The organism is Streptomyces sp. NPDC056452 (genome assembly GCF_042796085.1).
Taxonomy (GTDB): domain Bacteria; phylum Actinomycetota; class Actinomycetes; order Streptomycetales; family Streptomycetaceae; genus Streptomyces.
Genome location: NZ_JBHTRI010000026.1, coordinates 17,916 through 35,681 on the forward strand (window position 1 = coordinate 17,916; position 17,766 = coordinate 35,681).

16 protein-coding genes are annotated in these 17,766 nt (G+C 67.1%); 6 read left to right on the forward strand and 10 right to left on the reverse strand.

From position 1 onward, the window contains the following. Positions 1 to 62: 62 nt before the first annotated feature. Positions 63 to 1,037, forward strand: coding sequence for an isopenicillin N synthase family dioxygenase (locus tag ACFQ6X_RS24295; RefSeq protein ID WP_383184461.1), 975 nt, complete (start codon positions 63 to 65; stop codon positions 1,035 to 1,037). A 36-nt stretch (positions 1,038 to 1,073) separates the two neighbouring features. Here ACFQ6X_RS24295 and ACFQ6X_RS24300 read toward each other — a convergent pair whose 3' ends face one another. From ACFQ6X_RS24300 to ACFQ6X_RS24325, 6 genes are all read right to left on the reverse strand, one after another. After that, a complete protein-coding gene (locus tag ACFQ6X_RS24300) occupies positions 1,074 to 2,888 on the reverse strand; it encodes a glycosyltransferase (RefSeq protein ID WP_383184462.1) in 1,815 nt (604 codons plus the stop codon). A gap of 404 nt (positions 2,889 to 3,292) precedes the next feature. Continuing rightward, positions 3,293 to 4,537, reverse strand: a complete 1,245-nt coding sequence (locus ACFQ6X_RS24305) for an MFS transporter (protein ID WP_383184463.1) — start codon at positions 4,535 to 4,537, stop codon at positions 3,293 to 3,295. 170 nt (positions 4,538 to 4,707) lie between these two features. Next, positions 4,708 to 5,061: a peptidase inhibitor family I36 protein gene (locus ACFQ6X_RS24310; RefSeq protein ID WP_383184464.1), complete on the reverse strand. Its 354-nt coding sequence runs from the start codon at positions 5,059 to 5,061 to the stop codon at positions 4,708 to 4,710. Between the two features lie 518 nt (positions 5,062 to 5,579). Then, complete coding sequence (locus ACFQ6X_RS24315; RefSeq protein WP_383184465.1) at positions 5,580 to 6,362, reverse strand: ABC transporter permease; 783 nt, start codon at positions 6,360 to 6,362, stop codon at positions 5,580 to 5,582. A 1-nt stretch (position 6,363) separates the two neighbouring features. After that, positions 6,364 to 7,131 (reverse strand): ABC-2 family transporter protein, encoded by a 768-nt coding sequence (locus tag ACFQ6X_RS24320; protein ID WP_383184466.1) that lies wholly within the window; start codon positions 7,129 to 7,131, stop codon positions 6,364 to 6,366. Beyond that, positions 7,128 to 8,120, reverse strand: coding sequence for an ATP-binding cassette domain-containing protein (locus ACFQ6X_RS24325; RefSeq protein ID WP_383184467.1), 993 nt, complete (start codon positions 8,118 to 8,120; stop codon positions 7,128 to 7,130). Before ACFQ6X_RS24325 ends, ACFQ6X_RS24320 begins: the two co-directional genes overlap by 4 nt. A gap of 305 nt (positions 8,121 to 8,425) precedes the next feature. On the opposite strand from ACFQ6X_RS24325, the gene ACFQ6X_RS24330 reads away from it, so the two are divergent. The 5 genes from ACFQ6X_RS24330 to ACFQ6X_RS24350 all read left to right on the forward strand — a co-directional run bounded on the left by ACFQ6X_RS24330 (position 8,426) and on the right by ACFQ6X_RS24350 (position 13,992). Beyond that, positions 8,426 to 9,313, forward strand: coding sequence for a LysR family transcriptional regulator (locus ACFQ6X_RS24330; RefSeq protein WP_383184468.1), 888 nt, complete (start codon positions 8,426 to 8,428; stop codon positions 9,311 to 9,313). Positions 9,314 to 9,706: 393 nt separating this feature from the next. Next, complete coding sequence (locus ACFQ6X_RS24335) at positions 9,707 to 10,765, forward strand: glycosyltransferase family 2 protein (RefSeq protein WP_383184469.1); 1,059 nt, start codon at positions 9,707 to 9,709, stop codon at positions 10,763 to 10,765. A 44-nt stretch (positions 10,766 to 10,809) separates the two neighbouring features. After that, positions 10,810 to 11,865 (forward strand): glycosyltransferase family 2 protein, encoded by a 1,056-nt coding sequence (locus ACFQ6X_RS24340; RefSeq protein WP_383184470.1) that lies wholly within the window; start codon positions 10,810 to 10,812, stop codon positions 11,863 to 11,865. Between the two features lie 65 nt (positions 11,866 to 11,930). Beyond that, on the forward strand, positions 11,931 to 12,842 hold the full coding sequence (locus ACFQ6X_RS24345; RefSeq protein ID WP_383184471.1) for a phosphotransferase family protein: 912 nt from the start codon (positions 11,931 to 11,933) through the stop codon (positions 12,840 to 12,842). A 1-nt stretch (position 12,843) separates the two neighbouring features. Continuing rightward, a complete protein-coding gene (locus ACFQ6X_RS24350) occupies positions 12,844 to 13,992 on the forward strand; it encodes a glycosyltransferase (protein WP_383184472.1) in 1,149 nt (382 codons plus the stop codon). 32 nt (positions 13,993 to 14,024) lie between these two features. Here the strand turns inward: ACFQ6X_RS24350 and ACFQ6X_RS24355 are convergent, their stop codons facing one another. The 4 genes from ACFQ6X_RS24355 to ACFQ6X_RS24370 form a co-directional block, all read right to left on the reverse strand. Beyond that, a complete protein-coding gene (locus ACFQ6X_RS24355; RefSeq protein WP_383184473.1) occupies positions 14,025 to 14,951 on the reverse strand; it encodes an aminotransferase class IV in 927 nt (308 codons plus the stop codon). A gap of 10 nt (positions 14,952 to 14,961) precedes the next feature. Further along, a complete protein-coding gene (locus tag ACFQ6X_RS24360; protein WP_383184474.1) occupies positions 14,962 to 15,846 on the reverse strand; it encodes a glycosyltransferase family 4 protein in 885 nt (294 codons plus the stop codon). A gap of 251 nt (positions 15,847 to 16,097) precedes the next feature. Then, a complete protein-coding gene (locus tag ACFQ6X_RS24365; RefSeq protein ID WP_383184475.1) occupies positions 16,098 to 17,318 on the reverse strand; it encodes an FAD-dependent oxidoreductase in 1,221 nt (406 codons plus the stop codon). Continuing rightward, positions 17,305 to 17,754 carry a hypothetical protein gene (locus ACFQ6X_RS24370; RefSeq protein WP_383184476.1) on the reverse strand — a complete coding sequence of 150 codons (450 nt, stop codon included), beginning with the start codon at positions 17,752 to 17,754 and terminating at the stop codon, positions 17,305 to 17,307. The genes ACFQ6X_RS24365 and ACFQ6X_RS24370 overlap by 14 nt, the downstream gene beginning before the upstream one ends. Positions 17,755 to 17,766 lie beyond the last annotated feature (12 nt).

Genomic DNA, 17,766 nt, shown 5'->3' on the forward strand with positions numbered 1-17,766 from the left:
CCCGCCTGGTCGCGAAGACCGCACCCGAACCGAACCAGAGTCGAATCGAAGGGCAGAGAGCCATGGTGAGCAGCGTCCCCGTTCTGGACCTGGACGAATGGAACAAGGCGGGCCGCAAGCGCCGCGCGGAGATCGCCGAGGAGCTGGATGCCGCTCTGCGGCAGACCGGGCTCTTCCTCCTGCGCGGTCACGGGGTCCCGGAGGAGCTGACCCGTCGGATGCGCCTCGAAGGGCGCGCGTTCTTCGGCCTGCCCGCGGAGACGAAGGGCCGGTACGCGGTGAGCCGCCCCTACGACAACGGGTACCGGGGTCTGGGCGCGCTGGAGGTGGGCGCCATCGACGGCAATCCCGGGACACCGGACCTGCACGAGGCCTACCACGTCGGCCCGTCGCACAGGACCGGCGACGAAGCGTTCGACACGCTGTACTACCCGGAGAACAAGTGGCCCGCGGAACTGCCCGAACTGCGCGACGTGGCACTGGAGTACACCGAGCACATGACGCGCATCTCCCTGGAGGTGCTGGAGGTGCTGGCGGCGGTCCTCGGACTCCCCCGTGATCACTTCACCGGGCAGTCGACCCGCGCGACCTGGACGCAGAACGTCAACTGGTACCCCTCGCTCCGCACGGTCGGCAGCGTGCGGGAGGGACAGATGCGGGTCGGCCCGCACACGGACTTCGGCACCCTGAGCCTGTTGGACCGCCAGCAGGGGGTAGGGGGTCTGGAGGTCTGGAACGAGGAGGACGGCTGGTTCGCGCCGCCGTTCGAGGCGGGCACGCTGGTGGTGAATCTCGGGGACCTGATGAACCTGTGGTCGGACGGCCGTTGGCGTTCGTTGCGGCACCGGGTGCTCGCGCCCAGCGACAAGGCGCCGGACGAGGAACTCGTCTCGCTCGTCTACTTCTTCGAAGCCGACCCCGACGCGGAGATCGTTCCGCTCGCCGCCCCTGTCGGTGGCGGCGAGCGGATGAGCCCGGTGATCGCCGGTGAGTCGATCCTGGAGAAGGTGGGGGTCACCCTCAACCTGCCGGGGTGACGGCTCTGCCGGGCGTACGGGCCGCCCGGACGGCTGTCAGGGGGCGGGGGCGTCGGTCCGCACGGGTAGCTCTCCCCAGACCGACCTTCCGTCCCGGTCCGTGACCAGCACCGCCAGCGTGCCGGCGGGAGCGGACGGCACCAGGCCGGAGAACTCGTCGGCGTCCGGCTCCAGCGCCACGGCATCGGCGCCCGGCCGCGTCGGCACGATCTCGACACGGCTGGTGTTCTTCCCGCGCCACCGCACCTCGACGCCGTCCGCGACCTGGTGTGCGGATCCCTGCGCGGCATCGAACTGCGCGCCGGTACCGTCCCGTTCCTCCCTCTCGACCACCGCGCGGACGGCCGGGGTGGCGTCGGCGGGCCGGGTTCCCGCGAGGCACGCGGCGAACACCGCCAGGAAGCGTCCTGCCGCCGCCTGCCAGGTGAAGCTCCGGCCGACCTCTGTCGCTCGGGCCCGCAGGGTGCCGATGCGGTCAGGGTCGTCCTGCCACAGCCTGAGCATGCGTACGAGCCCCAGGTGAACGGCCTCGGTGAGCAGGTCGTCGTCCACCCGGAAGGAGCGTGGCAGGGCCAGCCCGGTGGCGTACTCGGCGACCGGATCGGTCCTGTGGAGGAAGTGGCGCATGCCCCGCTGCGCGGTCGCGATCGGGATGGAGCCGCAGGCCATCGCCTCCCCCATGGCCATCAGGAAGGTGTCCATCTCGAACTTGGACGGGAAGACGCAGAAATCGCTCGCGGCGGCCCAGTCCTTCAGTTCGGGGTTGCCCATGGGGCCGGTGACGGCGCGGACCAGCTCCGGGTAGTCGCGGGCGAGTGCGTCCAGGTCCTCGTCGTTCGGGGGGCTGGGGGCGAGACAGTGGAGCAGCACGTTGCAGCGGTCTCCCCCGTCCAGGAGCCGGCGGATTCCCCGGAACAGCTCCTTCTGCCCTTTGTGCTGCACCGAATAGCGCGCGTTGTGGTAGATCGTCGGCAGTGCCGGGTCGAGGCCCAGACCGGTGAGGGTCCGCTCGCGGCGCTCGTCGGTGCGCGGCACGTCCAGCCACTCGTCGCCTATGGCGCAGCCTCCGACGACCAACTGATCGGTCCGCGACCTGAGTTCTCGCCGGACGGTCAGCTGCTGGAAGAGTTGCTCGAACGGTGTCTCCGCCTGGGTCAGGGCGTGGTCCAGCTGGCCCTCGGACAGGAAGTCCATCGCTTCCACGGAGCGGATCACCAGGCCCAGCATGGTGATGTAGTCGTGGCCCGGCCGCTCCGGACAGTCCTGGTACAGAAGGGTCTGCGGAAGGAACCCCCGCATCGCCCGGTCCAGATGCGAGTCCAGGGGAGGATCGGCGAGGCCTTCGGCCACGGAGGTGTCGGATCCCAAGTGCGCGAGGACGCTTCGCACTTCAGGACCGTAGACCTTGGTATTGACCGCCATGTTGGTCTGCACGGTGGAAACGACGTGGAATCCGTGACCGGCCAGCAGGCCGGGCAGGAGGTAGTGGTAGAAGGGCTCGTGCAGATGGATGACCGTGTCGGCGGGTATCCGGTCCCGGAGGTAGCGGGCCGCCACCACCTGGAACACCAGCGGTTTGAGGGCCGCGGCGTCCTTTCCCCGGAGTTCCTGGGGCGGGTAGAAGGATTCGGGGTACTGGTCGAGCAAGTCGCTGCTCAGCAGGACGATGTCGATGCCGTCCACGGTGATCCGGTGAGCGCGGGCCGAAATGTGCAGCGTCAGCACTTCGGGGAATCCCGGCCACTGCGACGGATCCAGGGCGATCGGGACATCGTCTTCGATCCGCCAGTCCAGATCGACGACTTCGTGCTTCTCACGGAGAACGGGGAGAAGTCCGTGCGCAGCGGTCACGGCGCCTACCTGGTGCCCGGCATCCCTGAATTGCCGGGCGAGATTCCATAGGTAGACGGATGTCCCGGCCTTGACGAGATGGTCGTCGAATCCACTGAACTCGAAATGACACTCTGTGATGCGCAACTGTCCGCCTTCGTCTCGTGCGGGTCGTCGGATGCGCCGATGCCCGGTCAACCGGTACCGGGCATCGGCTCTTCGCATTCAAGCAAACGTGGGGCGAGCTCAGTTGCCGCTTCCCTAAGGGCTGTCCCGCAATCCCTGGTGGATCAGCGCGCGGCGTCAGATGCGGTGCATCGCAAGGCGGAGGGACGCTCGCATACTGGATGTATTCGGGCGTTCCGACAACGCGGCGAGGTGCCGTAGCTGTCGTCGTGCGCCCGCCAGGGATTGCGGGACAGCCCTTAGGCCAGTCCCGAGCGGTCGGCATCGCGGAGCGGCTTCTCCTCGACGGGTGCCGGGGCAGTCGGCCCGGGGGGACGCAGGGCGGACGCGCCGAGCACCACGAACAGGATCAGGAGCGCGGGAATGCCCAGGGCCACGGGGAGTCCCGTGAAGGTGCTGACGCCGCCGATCACCAGTGGGCCGATGAGGAAGCCGACGTACCCGAGGCTGACGACGAGGGACAGCGCGGCGCCGGCACGTGCGGGATCACGTTGCCCCGCGGCCGAGTAGACCTGCGGAGCGATGCAGGACATCCCCGCACCCAGGCACGCGAACCCGATGACGCCGGCCACCGGGTGGCCGATCAGCAGGGCCGCGGTCATGCCCACCGAGGCCAGCACCCCGCAGCCACGGACGAGTTGCACCGGCCCGAACCGCTCGGCGAGCCGGTCTCCGAGCAGCCGCCCGATCGTCATGGTGACCGAGAACGCGGCGAACGCGGCTGTGGCGAAAGCCGGTGTGCTGCCGAGGCTCTCGTGCAGGTAGACGGCGCTCCAGTCCGCCGCGGTGCCCTCCCCCACCAGCGTGCACATGGCCAGCGCACCGAGGAACAGGAGGTAGAACGAGCGTGAGACGCCCCCGCCACCGGTCCCTGCCCCGGACCCGGACCCGGGCGGTGTCGCCGGTACGTCCTGCGGCAGGGCCCACACCGCGGCCCACACGGCGAGCAGCACCACACCGGCACCCACGGCGGCGAAGGTGACCTCCGGGCTCACGTCCTGATGGGCGAAGAGCCCGCCGATCGCGGCACCCAGGAAGCCGCCGATGCTGTAGACGGCGTGGAACGACGACACGATCGGGCGGCCCCAGGCCCGCTGGACCTCGATCCCGTTCGCGTTCATCGCGATGTTCAGGGTGCCGTGGACGAGGCCGAAGAGAAAGAGCGCCGCCATGAGGGTGACCAGCGTCGGCATGAATGCGGGAGGGATGAGGAGCAGCCCTTCGAGGAGGGCCGTCGGCACCATGACCCGCGTGCTCCCCCACCGGTCGACGAGTCTTCCCAGGCCCATCATTCCGGCGATGGCGCCCACGGCGAAGGCCAGCAGGGCAAGGCCGAGCAGTCCGTCGCTCAGTCCGAGGTCGCTCTTGATCGCGGGGATGCGGCTCGTCCAGCATCCGAGAGCTGTGCCGAACAGCAGGAACAGCAAGGACGTGGCAACACGCCCTCGCACCAGTGAGCCACGTGCTTCCGGCTTCGGGTTCACGCGAGGAATCTCCATCCGTTGACGCGCCTGTGCGGCTGCTGTCCTGCTCCGTGGCTCCGGTTGTCCGCCGGTGCGTCTTCCTCGCACGGAGAATTCGTCAGATCGGTTCCCATGGGTCCGAGGGGTGCCCGGTCACCGGGCACCCCTCGGTCGGTGACGGGAGTGGCCCGTCAGCCGGCCACCCAGACGCTGAGCGTCACGAAGTCGCCGAGACTGGCACGACTCGAGCTGCCCGACACCTGGTTCGGTCCGCCGGTGCAGTCCTCGTTGGCGAACAGCGCGGCGCTCGCAGTGTGGGTGTTGACGGCCGATCTCGCCGGGACGACCCATCCGGACTCGTCCAGATTGATGCAGGTCCCACCGGGGACGAGGGAACTGAGGGTGATCCTCTCGCCCGTGAAGTTCTCGCCCGAGTACAGACAGAGGGTCTTGCTGAACTCACAGTCCGCCGCACTCGCGGAGGCGGGTGCCGCGGCCAGTCCCACCAGGGTGACCATCGAGGCCGCCACGGTGAGGGTGCTCAAGTACCGCTTCCTACGGCCGACGGTCCCGGTGGCCTTCGCGGCTGCATTCTGATTACGTCGCTCGAACAAGACAATCCTCACGGTCAGGTGCCCGAACAGGCACTGATGTCGATTCTTCGGCACGTCACGGCCCCGTCCCGGGGCCCTCGCACCACGGATCCCGCGCTCACCACAACCCGCGTCCGGGCAGCGTCGGTGAGCGCGTCCTTGCCGTCCTCACCCGTATGGAAACCGCCCTGTGGAATGCGGCTCCGGGCAGCCGTGAAGGCCACGACTGCGGCGAGAGCGACGACCGCGTGTGCGGTATTCGGGCCGGCCCCGAAGAGCAGGACCGGAATCGGCGCGATCGGAAAGAGAGCGCTCTCCGCCCCGGTCACCAACCTTAGAAAGTTCTCCTACAAGTGTCAACGACCCTCAGTCGTAAGCGAGTTGTTGACACCGAAGGGCCCACCCCATCGAAAAGCCGAGACCCCTCGCCCGCCCCTACTCACATGCGGACCGAGTTGCTCGCTCGGGACTCAGGACGTGGCACCGGTATACCTTTTCACCCCCTGACTGAACATGATCATTGATAGCAGGACAAAGCACGCCGTCACCGCCAGCCCGACGGGCAGGGCCACCAGAGGATCGGGGCGAGTCAACGCCTCTGCGGGCAACGTGATCATTCCGGCGAGCGGAATCACATAGGTGACAATGCTTCGCAGATGACTTCCGTAGACACCCGCGGGATATCTTCCGACGTCCCACAGCGAGGCGGTCAGCGGGGCAAGTTCGAAGCGCCCCGCCCAGAAGCCCAGGCTGGCCACCATCACGGAGATCGCCCACGAGATGGCGACCGCGCAGCCGGTCAGGATCACGGCCACGACGGTGTTCACCGGTCCGGGGGCAGCGGGAAGGCCCCCGACGCCGGCGACGAGGATGCCGACCCCGAGGAACGCCTGCCCGAGGGCGAGCGGCGCATGCTCACGGTTCGTGGCGGTGAACCAGCTCGGCGCCGGCCGCAACAACGCCTCGTCGAGCGTGCCGTCCCGGATCGTGCCCACGAACTTCGTCAGGCTGGGGTCGATCAGGGCCGCCCTGATCCCGGAGACCAGCGCGAACACTCCGATGAGGACGAACATCTCCGGCCTCGTCCAGCCCGCAAGGGCACCTGTCCGGTCGAAGATGACCAGCGTCGTCGCCAGGACCGTGCCGATGCCGACGATCGACTGGGCAAGGTCGAAGACGAAGTTGACACGGTGCGTCAGAGTCCGCCGAAGCGACAGGGAGAACGTGGCACCCAGCAGGAGAAGAAGCTTCATATCAGCCGCCGACCGCCGCGTACCGGTTCAGACCTCGCCGCCACAGCACCAGCGAAACTGCGCCCATCACCAACAGCCAGCCCACCTGCACGATCGCCCCCATCAGCAGACGTTGGCCCGACTCCCCCGCAGCAGCGTCGGCAGGCAGGCCGATGATCGAATAGAACGGAAGCCCCCGGGCCAAGGCGCTCCAGAAGGACGGAAGAAGATCGACCGGAATCGCGTTCCCCCCGAGCATGTAGAGCAGGGTGGTACCGAACGCCGTGATGGCGTGCACGCGCTCGGTCCAGAAGGCTGTCAGCGCGAGGCACCACATGAAGAGGAACCGCAGGAATCCGGCTCCCAGCCACAGCGGTGCGGCCACCAGCAGCGCACCCGCGTCGAAGGACACCGTCAGCACCGAGGCGACCAGCGCGACGACCGGCAGGGTGATCAGAGTGATCCAGGCCCGGATCGCGATGTTCTCCCCCAACGGCAGCAGAAAGGCGGGCTGGGGTTTGACCAGCTCGCCCGCCAGGGTGCCCTTGTAAATGCCCTGCGAGAAGGTGTGATTCTCGAAGGACGCGGTGGAGGCGACGATGAAAAGGACCGCCAGGTAATACGTGGAAACGCGGCTGGAGTCCGGGAAAACGGTTCGCCACACCGCCAGCCCGATGAGTGGCGGAAGGATCTGTCCGGCAGCCAGGGCGACAGCGAACCACCACGACCCCGACCAGGTCAGGAATTGCCGTACGACGTTCAGCCATAAAAGTCTGAGCAGCCGGGTCATCGAGGCGTCGCCTCGTCGGTGCGGTAGATCTCGTCCATCAGTACGTCCAGCGGGGCTTCCTTGATGCTCAGGTCCAGAACGGTGGTCTCGGCCAGCAGCCTGCCGATGGTGTCGGCCACCTGTTCCCGGGCGACACTGAGCTCGTATCGCCCGTTGTTCCGCGTCGCTCGGATTCCCGGAGGCAATTCGACGCCCTCGGCAAGCCACACCTCGATAAGTTTGTCGTGCTTCACCCTGGCGGTCAGCCCAGGGAGCCCACCGTCATAAACCTTCCGCCCGTGATTGATCAGCACCACCCGCGGGCAGAGTTCGGCCACATCGGTCATGTAGTGGCTCGTCAGGATCATGGTGGCTCCCGTCTGAGCCACGTACCTGCGGAGAAAGGCACGGGTCTGCACGGCGGCCGACACGTCCAGACCGATCGTGGGCTCGTCGAGAAAAAGCACCTGCGGACGGTACACAAGGGCCATCGCCAGACCCGCGCGCATCCTCTCGCCCAGCGACAGGGCGCGCACCTGCCGATTGAGGAGTTCACCGATGCCCAGCAGCTGCACCAGTTCGTCGAGGTTCTCCTTCAACTGCTTCTCGGGAACGTCATAGACCAGTGCCTGATAGCTCAGCGAGTCCATGACCGTCAGCTCGGGTGCACCGCCCAGGGGCTGGCTGCCCCTCACCAACGCGATGCGACGCAGGTGTTCCGGTTTGCGGTCGAAGGGATCCCGGCCGAGGACCCGGGCTTTCCCGTGCGTGGGTTTGAGAATTCCGGCGAGTATTTTCATGAGTGTGGTCTTACCCGCCCCGTTCGGACCTATCAGTCCGACCGATTCACCCATTTCCACCCGAAGGTCGATCGAGCCGATGGCTTCGATATCTTTCGTCTGCCTCCGCCAGAGACTTCGAAAGGCCGCCCCGAGACCCGCATCGCGAACCGGAACCTGGTACGTCATCGAGAGCTCGCCGGCTTCAATGCACTGTGTAGTCTCAATCACGGTCCGATCATACGAGTCCACCCGATCACGAACAACCCACTGTACAAATAACCCACCGGCCGCACGCATTCATAATTTTCACTTCCTAATCGGGCTGACCCGTCACCGGGGCAACTCGGCAGGTTTCGTCATCCCCATTACCTCGCATAAATTCCAAAGCGTAAAATACGGAGCAAAATATTCAATTGGGGACACAGCGCATCCAAACGATGCTTGACAGTTATGCGTCGCGTGGGGTCTGATACGCAGAGAGCGCTCTCTGTGCTGATTTGCCTCGTCCTGATACAGCGACAGGGGATCAAACTGTGGAATTACGCCAGCTCACCTACTTCGTGACGGTCGCAGAGGAACTTCATTTCGGCCGCGCCGCCAAACGCCTGCATGTGGTGCAGCCGGCCGTCAGCCAGCAGATTCGCAAACTCGAAAGAACGCTGAAGGTCGCGCTGTTCGAGCGCTCGACGCGATGGGTGCACCTCACGGAGGCGGGTGAGGATCTCCTGCCGTGGGCACAGAGGGCACTCCGGTCCGTGCAGATGATCGAGCTCGTCGCCGCAGGCCGTTCCCCTCTGGCCGACACCGCCCTTCGCGTCGCCGTACCGACGGGCAGTCAGGGGAGCCTCCGGGTCGCCCTGGCCAACCTGAGGGACAGCCGTCCGGAAATCCAGGTGGACATCTTCGAGGTACCGGAGAGCGTCCGGTCCGACCTGGTCCGTGACGGAACCGTCCACGCCGCCCTGCTGGACGCCCCCACGGCGGCCCCGGGCCTGGCATTGCACCGGCTCCAATGGGGCCCTGTCACCGTGGGCATACCGAAACCCCATCCGCTGGCAGGCCGCAGCCAGCTGCTCCCGGACATGCTCGGCAGACTTCCGATGCGCCAGGCCCCGACGCAGTTCCACACGGTGCTGCAGGAGTTGGTGACCGACGCCTGCCATCGTGCGGGACTGCAGCCGGCCGCCTCCTTGCTCTCCCGCTCCATCTCCGAGGCGCTCCAGAGCATCTCCACAAAACGTGATTCGTGGACCGCCGTGCCGGATGACTGCGTGAACCGCTCGGACTACCCCGAGGTCGAGTTCCGCTCGCTGGACGTGGGAGGCCTTGCGTCCCCGCCGGTCATGCTGACGCGAAAGGTGCTCTCGGAGTCGTTGCAGGCGCTGCTGAAGGTCGCGGCTGCCGAGCCCCGGCCGGCCTGACGCCCTGACGCACACTCCGTCACCGCCCGGAACCTGACGGACCCTCCCGTCCGCAGCCACCGCTGCGCCCACCAGCAGTGATACCCCCGCCTGGGCAACCTCGACCGAACATGACTCAGAGTCAGAATTCAGAGCCATTCCTTCTGAATGCACGCAAGAGGCCGGCGGCACTCTCTCCGGTATTGACCGCCCGTCGAAACGGTGTTTACAATTTCGCCGATGTCAATGGATTCGGTGAGAAATATTCGGATTGTGCGGCATCGGACGGCGCGCTCATCACGGTAGAGAATACCGGCGCCGATCATATCGCTGTCCGTCATTCCAGTGACCGGGGCCGACAGCTCCAGCGCACTGGTTGTCTATTTGATTCCGACTTGCGGGGCGATTACATAGATGGACATCAGCGTTGTCATCCCCACACGCGACAAGGCAAGGCACCTCGAACGGACGCTGGAATCCCTGACACTGCAGGAACTACCGGACGGCACCTACGAGATCATCGTCGTCGACAACGGATCGACCGACGAGACCCCCGACGTCATCGACAGGTACCGCCGACTCGACCCCCGCGTGCGCTCCGTCACCGTCACCCAGCCCAACCGGGCCCTCGCCCGCAACTCCGGCATCGCCGAAGCGACCGGAGAAATCGTCCTGTTCATCGACGACGACTGCATCTGCCCACGCACCCTGCTCCACCAACACCTCATCCAGCACAGGAAATCCACCGACAACACCGTCGTACTCGGAGCCAGGCGCGAAGTGTTCTCCCTCCTCCCCGTCGACGACACCCTCACCGAGGCCATCAAGAACGCCAGTGCCGGACTCGACCCCAGACTCACCTCGACACCCACCTACCGGAACGTGTCCCTCTGGGACATCTGGGACATCCGCCACAGGATCGACACCATCGAAGCCGCCTCCGGCATGCACGACAAAGCGGCGCGCGCCGAGCATCTGGACCTCATAGCAGAGGGCGGCAGCGTGGCGCCCTGGCTCAGCTTCCTGACGTGCCACGTCTCCGTTCCGATCGAACTGTGCCGGTCGGTGGGATCCTTCGACGACCAGTTCCTCGGATGGGGCGAGGAGGACACCGAACTCGGATACCGCCTGTGGCTGACAGGCGCCTCGTTCGTCGCCCTGCCCGGAACCCCGGTCTACCACCAGGTGCATTCCCGGCCTGATTCCGATGACAACCAGAGCTGGTTCGTCAACTATGTCCGTGCCACCGAAAAACATCCCAGCACCGATTGGTACCTGCGATGGCGAGTGTCCCTCCGCTACATCTCGCACATCGAATACGAGGACATCCTGCGCGAGGTCATAGCAGGTGATGTCCGCCGCAAGGCCCATATCAAGCGCCAGTACGACACGTTCGTGCGCTTCTGGCCGTCCATGAAATACGGCGGGACCCTCGGGACCGCCGGTGAATCGGCGACACCGACGCGGCGGTGAGAGCGGTTGACTATTCCATTCCGACTTGCGGGGCGATTACATAGATGGACATCAGCGTTGTCATCCCCACACGTGACAAGGCAAGGCACCTCGAACGGACGCTGGAATCCCTGACACTGCAGGAACTACCGGACGGCACCTACGAGATCATCGTCGTCGACAACGGATCGACCGACGAGACCCCCGACGTCATCGACAGGTACCGCCGGCTCGACCCCCGCGTGCGCTCCGTCACCGTCACCCAGCCCAACCGGGCCCTCGCCCGCAACTCCGGCATCGCCGAAGCGACCGGAGAAATCGTCCTGTTCATCGACGACGACTGCATCTGCCCACGCACCCTGCTCCACCAACACCTCATCCAGCACCGGAAATCCACCGACAACACCGTCGTACTCGGAGCCAGGCGCGAAGTGTTCTCCCTTCTCCCCGTCGACGACACCCTCACCGAGGCCATCAAGAACGCCAGTGCCGGACTCGACCCCAGACTCACCTCGACACCCACCTACCGGAACGTGTCCCTCTGGGACATCTGGGACATCCGCCACAGGATCGACACCATCGAAGCCGCCTCCGGGAACTGGCCCACCACGCCGGCCAACGATGAGCATCTGGACGCCATCGCCCGGGGCGGCAGTGTGGCGCCCTGGATCAGCCTGACGAGCTGTCACTGCTCGGTGCCGATCGAACTGTGCCGGTCGGTGGGATCCTTCGACGAGCAGTTCCTCGGATGGGGCGAGGAGGACGCGGAGCTGGCCTACCGCCTGTGGAAAGCAGGCGCTTCATTCGTCGCTCTGCCCTCGGTGCCCGTCCTGCACCAGGCTCACCCCCGGCCCCGGAAGACGAACACCCAGAGCTGGTACCTCAACTATGTCCGGGCCTCGGAGAAGCACCCCGGAACCGACTGGTACCTGAGGTGGCGGGTGTCCGTGGGCTACCTGACACCGCTGCAGTACGAGAGCACGCTCCGCGACGTCATGGGGGGCGACACCCGACGTGAGGCCGCAATCAAACGGGCGTACGACACGTTCGTTCGGGTATGGCCGTCCATCAAATACGGTGCACTGCTGAAATCCGGAGGCAGCGGCAATTCCCCGGTGTGATCCTGCTCGAAGCAGCCTCTGGATGCGCACTCATGCGGTTTCTGTCAGGAGAAACGGACGTTCACATGCCGAATAGTTTTGTCGCGACGGTGCTGCGGAAGTTCGGGGTGATCGCCGAGGAGTCCGAGGAGCACCTCGAGTCCCGGTCGGGCGCGGGCATCCACGCGGTGCGTACGGCCGACGGGCGGTCCGCCTTTCTCAAGCTCACCCCCGCCGCACAGGGGCCGGACGCCTTGGCGGCAGCGCGGCGGGAGTTGCTCTTCTACCAGCGTCTCGCGCCGGGCGCCCCTGTCCGCTCGCCGGAGCTTCTCCTCTCCGCGGACACCGAAGACGGTCTGGCCATCCTCCTCGCGGCCACGGGTAAACCCTTGCCCGTGACCGCATGGACGCCGGGCACGTGGGCGGCTCTCGGCCTCGAACTGGCCGCCCTGCACGGCATGCCTCTCCCGGCGGATACGGGCCCGGGCCGGCCCGATGCGCTGCTGCACGCCATGGCCGAGCCCGATCTGGAGACGATCGAGGCCTTCTGGGCCCCGGCCCTTCCGCTGCTTGCCGAGATCGTCTCCCGGCGCGCCGAGCTGGAGCGGCACATGGAGGCGCTCCCCCAGGTGTTCATCCACGGCGACTGCCACACCGACAACATCACGCACTCCGGCGAGTCACTGGTCCTTCTCGACTGGCAGGTATCAGGCTCCGGCCGCCCCGTGTCCGACCTGGCCTTCCTCAACGTCCGCGCCGTGCCTGCCGGGGTGACCGCCCCGCCGGAGCTGCTCGATGCGTACCTCAGTGGCTGTCCACACGATCGCCGGACGCTGGAGCTCGCCCTGCTGGCCGAAGAGCTCGCCGTCTTCGTCTTCCAGTGGCCGCCCTTCGCTGCCTACAACAGTCCGACGGGAATCGATCGCGTCCGGCAGCGGACGCGTGACCTCTCCGAGCGGTGGTTCGCCGCTCGGAACGAGGCGGGAGGAAACCGCTGACATGAAGCTCCTCTTTATGCCCTATGCCTCGACGTCCGGAACCTGGGGATCCACCGTCTACCTGCTCGCGATCGCGCGAGCGGCCCGGCAGCGCGGCCACGAGGTCCTGTTCCACGCATGCGCCCCGAGTTCACGGCTGCTCGTCGAGAACGGATTCGAGGTCCGCGACTTCGAGGGCGCCACCGGGCCCGACGCGGACGCCCGCGGTGCCATCCGCGACATCTACGACGTCTTCACCACTCTCGGCCTCGACCGGCCCGACTACTGGCGCCATCTCCTCGAGATCGAACACGAGGTGATCCAGGACGTACAACCTGACGTCGTCATCGCTGACATGCGTCCCACCGCGGCCATTTCGGCCCGACGCTGTGGTGTCCCCACCGTGGGGCTTGCCTCGATCGGAACCGATCCGCGCCTGCAGAAGCGGCCGGAGGACCAGGCTCTCGACGAACTCGCAAGAGAGTCGGCCCGTCCCTACCTGGGCGACGCGGTCGAATCCCTGCCTGATCTCCTGTTCTGGTCGGCCGACCGGAAAATAGCCACGAGCTTCACCCAGTTCGAGCCCGAGCTGAGCGACGTGCCGGGCATCCGGTACATCGGGTACCTCGACGGTACGAACCGCCGAGGGCTCGGCGACCTGCCACCCCGGCCCGAGCGTCTGGTACTCGCCTACCTGAGCACCGTGGGGTGGAACTCGGACACCATGGTGCGTTCTCTCGCGCGCAGCGCCGAACTCGCCGGCGTACACGTCTGGTGTGTCACCAACGCCAACGGCCGGATGGTGGAAGTCGGCGGTCATCTGCGCCTCTTCGACTACCTTCCGCTGGACGAACTGCTCCCCGAATCCGCCGGGCTGCTGTTCCACGGCGGGCAGGGGACGGCGCTGGCCTCCCTCTTCCACGGTATCCCGGCCATTGCCTGCCCCGGCCAGAACTACGAGCGCCAGTACAACGCCGATCGCATCGAAGGCCTGGGGTGTGGTGTGCACGCCTCCGTCATGGACCTGCGACCGCGGACGCTCTCCGGACTGTTCTCCCGGATAGTCGATGACCCGGGAGTCCGGACAGCTGCCCGGTCGGCGCAGGTGCTGCTGCGGGCACTGCCCGGAAGCTCGGGCGCGGTCGACGTCATCGAGAGCGGGCGGCCCTGAGGGCTGTCCCGCAATCCCTGGCGGAGCAGCCCTCAGCCGTCTCCGCGGGTGCCGACGGCCGGGAAACTCGTGAAGTCCAGCAGGGGGGCGAACTCCCCGCCGGACATCGCTTCCCTGTAGTGGCGCCGCAGTGTCGCGATGCCCGGACCTGCGGGTAGCGCGAGATCGTCCAGGCACGTCGCATCCACCAGATCGGCCAGTGTTCCGGCGAGCGCGATCCCGTCGGCGGAGCAGAGCGTGCTGAGGGGGACGGGCTCACGGGTGAACGGCACGTTCACCTCAGCCGCGATGCGCTCGATGACATCGACCGTGATCGAGCTCAGAGCTCCTTCCCAGTCGGGCGGCGTGAACACTCGGCCCTGTCGTTCGACGAGCACAGCGGCGCCGGCCGCCTCGGCCAGGCGGCCTTCGTGGTTGAGGAAGACGGCGTCGTCGTAGCCCGCGGCCTGTGCGGTGATCCGCGCCAGCCGCGTGAGCTGGTAGTTGGCGACGGCTTTGACCTGGGGCGGCAGTGAGTCCGGTGCCGGCCGCCGCAGCGAGGAGATCTGCATCCGTACCGTCCCGGGCGCCCGGTTCTCCTGCGCGAAGGCGGCAATACTCAGACTGCACGGACCCGAGTCCTCCGTCAGGGCGGCGCCGAGCGCCATGGGCCGGACATAGGCGACGCGCTTGCCGGTGCTTTCGAGCTCCGCGCGGGCGACCGTCGCCGCCCCTTCCAGGATCTCGCCGACCCCGTACCGCAGGGGGATCCGCAGGACACGCGCGCTGTGCAGCAGGCGTTCCACGTGTGCCCTGCCGCTCAGCAACCGGACCCGGCCGTCCTCGGTCATGTCCGCCCGCATACCTTCGAAGACGGCAACGGCACGCAGCACGGCGTCCGACATGAGGGGGACGGACACCGACTGCCATGCACGCAGGGCTCCGTCGACCCAGACCGTTCCGTTCTGCTTCGCACTCACGATGGTCTCCTCACAGTCCGGTGGATCGGTTCGCGTCATAGCGCCAGGAGGCCCTGACCGCCTCGAGACGTGTCTCCATCCGGGAGATGGTCTGCGGCAGGGAGAAGTGCGTCTCCACCCGGGCACGCGCCCCACGGCCGATGTGCAGGCGCAGGGCTGCCCCGTCGAGCAGGTAGTCCAGCTTGTCGACCCACTCGTCGCGGTTCCCCGCCCGGGCGAGCATGCCGTTGCGGGCCGTGCCGACCACGTCCTGGATGGCCAGGCTGTCGGCGGCGACGACTGCTCGTCCCGCGGCCATGGCCCGCAGGACCGGCGCCGTCTCGTCGATGGTGGCGCAGGGGACCAGCACGACGTCGCTTCCCCCGTAGACCTTCGGAACGTCCCGTGGGGAAGGAAGATCCGTAACGGTGAGGTCGGGCCTGCTCCGCCAGAGACCTTTCAGGTCCGGCGAACGGTCACCGTTGTCGTCCCTGCCCGAGAGCACAATCGTGTGGAAGTCCTTTCCGCGCTCCGTCTTCAGCCTGATGAGGACCTCCTCCAGGAACTGTTGGTCGTCACGCGGGGTCCGGGAGGCATCGAACATGAGGCGAAGGCGTTCGTCGGACGGAACTCCGGGGCCGGGGTCCCTCCTGCTTCCCGGCGGCACTTCGAATGCGTCCAGGGCCACACCGGGCCGCACGACGCAGGTCTTGTGAGGGTCGGCTCCGAGCCGCTCGGCCGCGGCCGCGTGGCGGTCGGACTCCACGAACAGCAGCGCGCAGGGCAGGTACCGGCAGAGGAGCCGGCCGTATCCGTTCCGCGCCGCGTCGACGGTGAACAGCTCCGGCGGCAGGCAGACGACGAGCGGGATTCCCAGAGATTCGGCGAGGACGACGCCTGTGGCCGGGGAGGACATTCCGAGTGAAATGACGACTTCCGGTCCGACCGTGAACAGGGAAACGCCACGTTGCGCCTCGGCCGGGAATGACGAAAGGTACCCGTCCGGCTCGGGCCGGTCCCGGACCGGAGGGTGCGGCGCCGACTCGGCCCCCGCGACACGTAACAGGGTCACTTGATGTCCCCGCGCGCGGAGCCCTTCCGCCAGCACGTGAGGATCCTTGGACCAGCCCTCGACGGGTATCGACTCGTCGGCAACGACAGCGATTCTCATGGCTGATGTCTCCCACTCTCGCGGTAGAGGGTCGATCGCCGGACCAGCGGGGTGACTTCCCATTCCTCCGGTCCCCACCGCGCTGCCGGGAGATGCTCGAGAAGGCCGTCGGCTGCTGCTTCCCGGTGCCGGGTGTGCGGGGCGACGGCATCCGCCAGCCGCTCGGCCAGCAACGGCGCGAGCGTGAGCTTTCCCGGGACACCCGCCACGACGTTGCCGTACGGGGACGGCAGCAGAGCCATGTCGGAGACGCCGAGCGCGACCTGCCGGGTCGGTTCGGCCTTCACGGCGGAGTAGACGCCCCACAGCGCGTCCTTCGCCTGCCACAGGTCCGGCAGGAACCGTTGGACGGTCGGCCGGATGCCGGCCAGCCAGTTGTCCCGGCTGTGTCTCAGCTCCGCGGTGGGGGCGTAGCTGATGAAGTTGGACAACAGGACGTAGCGATGCCCGTCGGACACCCGGGGTACGGCGAACAGCCCGAGCGCTTCCTGCTCAGGTATGGCGACGCCGAGGTTCATTGCCGCATCCGTACGCGTCACCAGCATGAACGAGAGTCTGCGGACCACGGCAGAGGAGAGCTGTCCCTCCGGGAGGAGGGCCGTGATGCCGGCGCCGTTCGCGAGCACGAAAGCATCGGCGGTGAGCCGGAACGATCGCTGTCCCGCTCTTACCAGCAGCGATTCGACGGTGCTTCCGCTGCGTCCGGGCAGGAGCTTTACCGCTTCGGCACGCCGCAGAGCGACGCCCGAGTCACCAAGGGCGGCCCGGAGTGCCTGGACCGGGACGATGGCCGATTCCGGCGCCCTGATCATCCAGTCGCAGGCGCCCGTCGTGGTAGCCGTGTGCTCGTAGGGCAACTGGAGATGTCCCCAGGCCGCAGTCACCGCGGCGAACGTACTCTGCGTCACGCCACCTATGCGGCAGCCGGTGAATGCGCCGGAGTTCCCGGTGCGCTCGACGAGTTCGGTCCATCGCCGCGCGCCCTCGTCGAGCTGCTCGAAGTCCTCGGCACGGGCGTCCGGGAAGACACCCCCGCGGTGGAGCCAGCCGTGCGACTGTCCGGTCTGGCGGGAGCACAGACTCCCCTCTTCGACGACGAGTGCGGCAAAGCCTTGGCCGTCGAGCTCCAGTGCCGTCAGCAGCCCGGTGGCCCCGCCCCCTACGACAACGACGCCAGGCCAGCGGATCTCCGTGGAAACCGCACTAGATTCCGTCATAGTCCCCCACCTGGATCCGGGTGATGTAGGTGATCTGATGGCGCTGCCGGGCGAGGCCGGCCTGGAACCACGGGAGGTGCCCCAGCGGGATGCTGCAGCACCAGTTGGTGGAGTTCACGCACACACCGACCTCCAGCCAGTGGGGTACCTCCTCCAGCGGCTCGGGAAGTATGGCTTCGACGGCCAGGCACCAGCCGGGCTTGGCCAGTGTGCCGATCGCGGCGGACGCGCCCGGCTCGACCGAGAGGTCCAGCGCTGCCGACGCACCCACGCTTGCGACGATCGCACTGGTCTCCCCCGCGACGAGATAACTCGACGGGTCGAGTCCGGCGAGGAGGGTCCGGGTTCTGTTCAGCCCGCCGAATCTGACGGTGCCGGACAACGGGTCCGCCCACACGGCAGCCGTGTCGAACCTCAGTGGGGTGCGAATCAGCAAAGCGTGGCACCG

Bases quoted from the DNA above. Each gene is read 5' to 3' on its own strand.
- ACFQ6X_RS24360 (WP_383184474.1), bottom strand. From the start codon at position 15,846: ATGTCCTCCCCGGCCACAGGCGTCGTCCTCGCCGAATCTCTGGGAATC.
- ACFQ6X_RS24350 (WP_383184472.1), top strand. From the start codon at position 12,844: ATGAAGCTCCTCTTTATGCCCTATGCCTCGACGTCCGGAACCTGGGGA.
- ACFQ6X_RS24335 (WP_383184469.1), top strand. From the start codon at position 9,707: ATGGACATCAGCGTTGTCATCCCCACACGCGACAAGGCAAGGCACCTC.
- ACFQ6X_RS24320 (WP_383184466.1), bottom strand. From the start codon at position 7,131: ATGACCCGGCTGCTCAGACTTTTATGGCTGAACGTCGTACGGCAATTC.
- ACFQ6X_RS24340 (WP_383184470.1), top strand. From the start codon at position 10,810: ATGGACATCAGCGTTGTCATCCCCACACGTGACAAGGCAAGGCACCTC.
- ACFQ6X_RS24345 (WP_383184471.1), top strand. From the start codon at position 11,931: ATGCCGAATAGTTTTGTCGCGACGGTGCTGCGGAAGTTCGGGGTGATC.
- ACFQ6X_RS24315 (WP_383184465.1), bottom strand. From the start codon at position 6,362: ATGAAGCTTCTTCTCCTGCTGGGTGCCACGTTCTCCCTGTCGCTTCGG.
- ACFQ6X_RS24365 (WP_383184475.1), bottom strand. From the start codon at position 17,318: ATGACGGAATCTAGTGCGGTTTCCACGGAGATCCGCTGGCCTGGCGTC.
- ACFQ6X_RS24295 (WP_383184461.1), top strand. From the start codon at position 63: ATGGTGAGCAGCGTCCCCGTTCTGGACCTGGACGAATGGAACAAGGCG.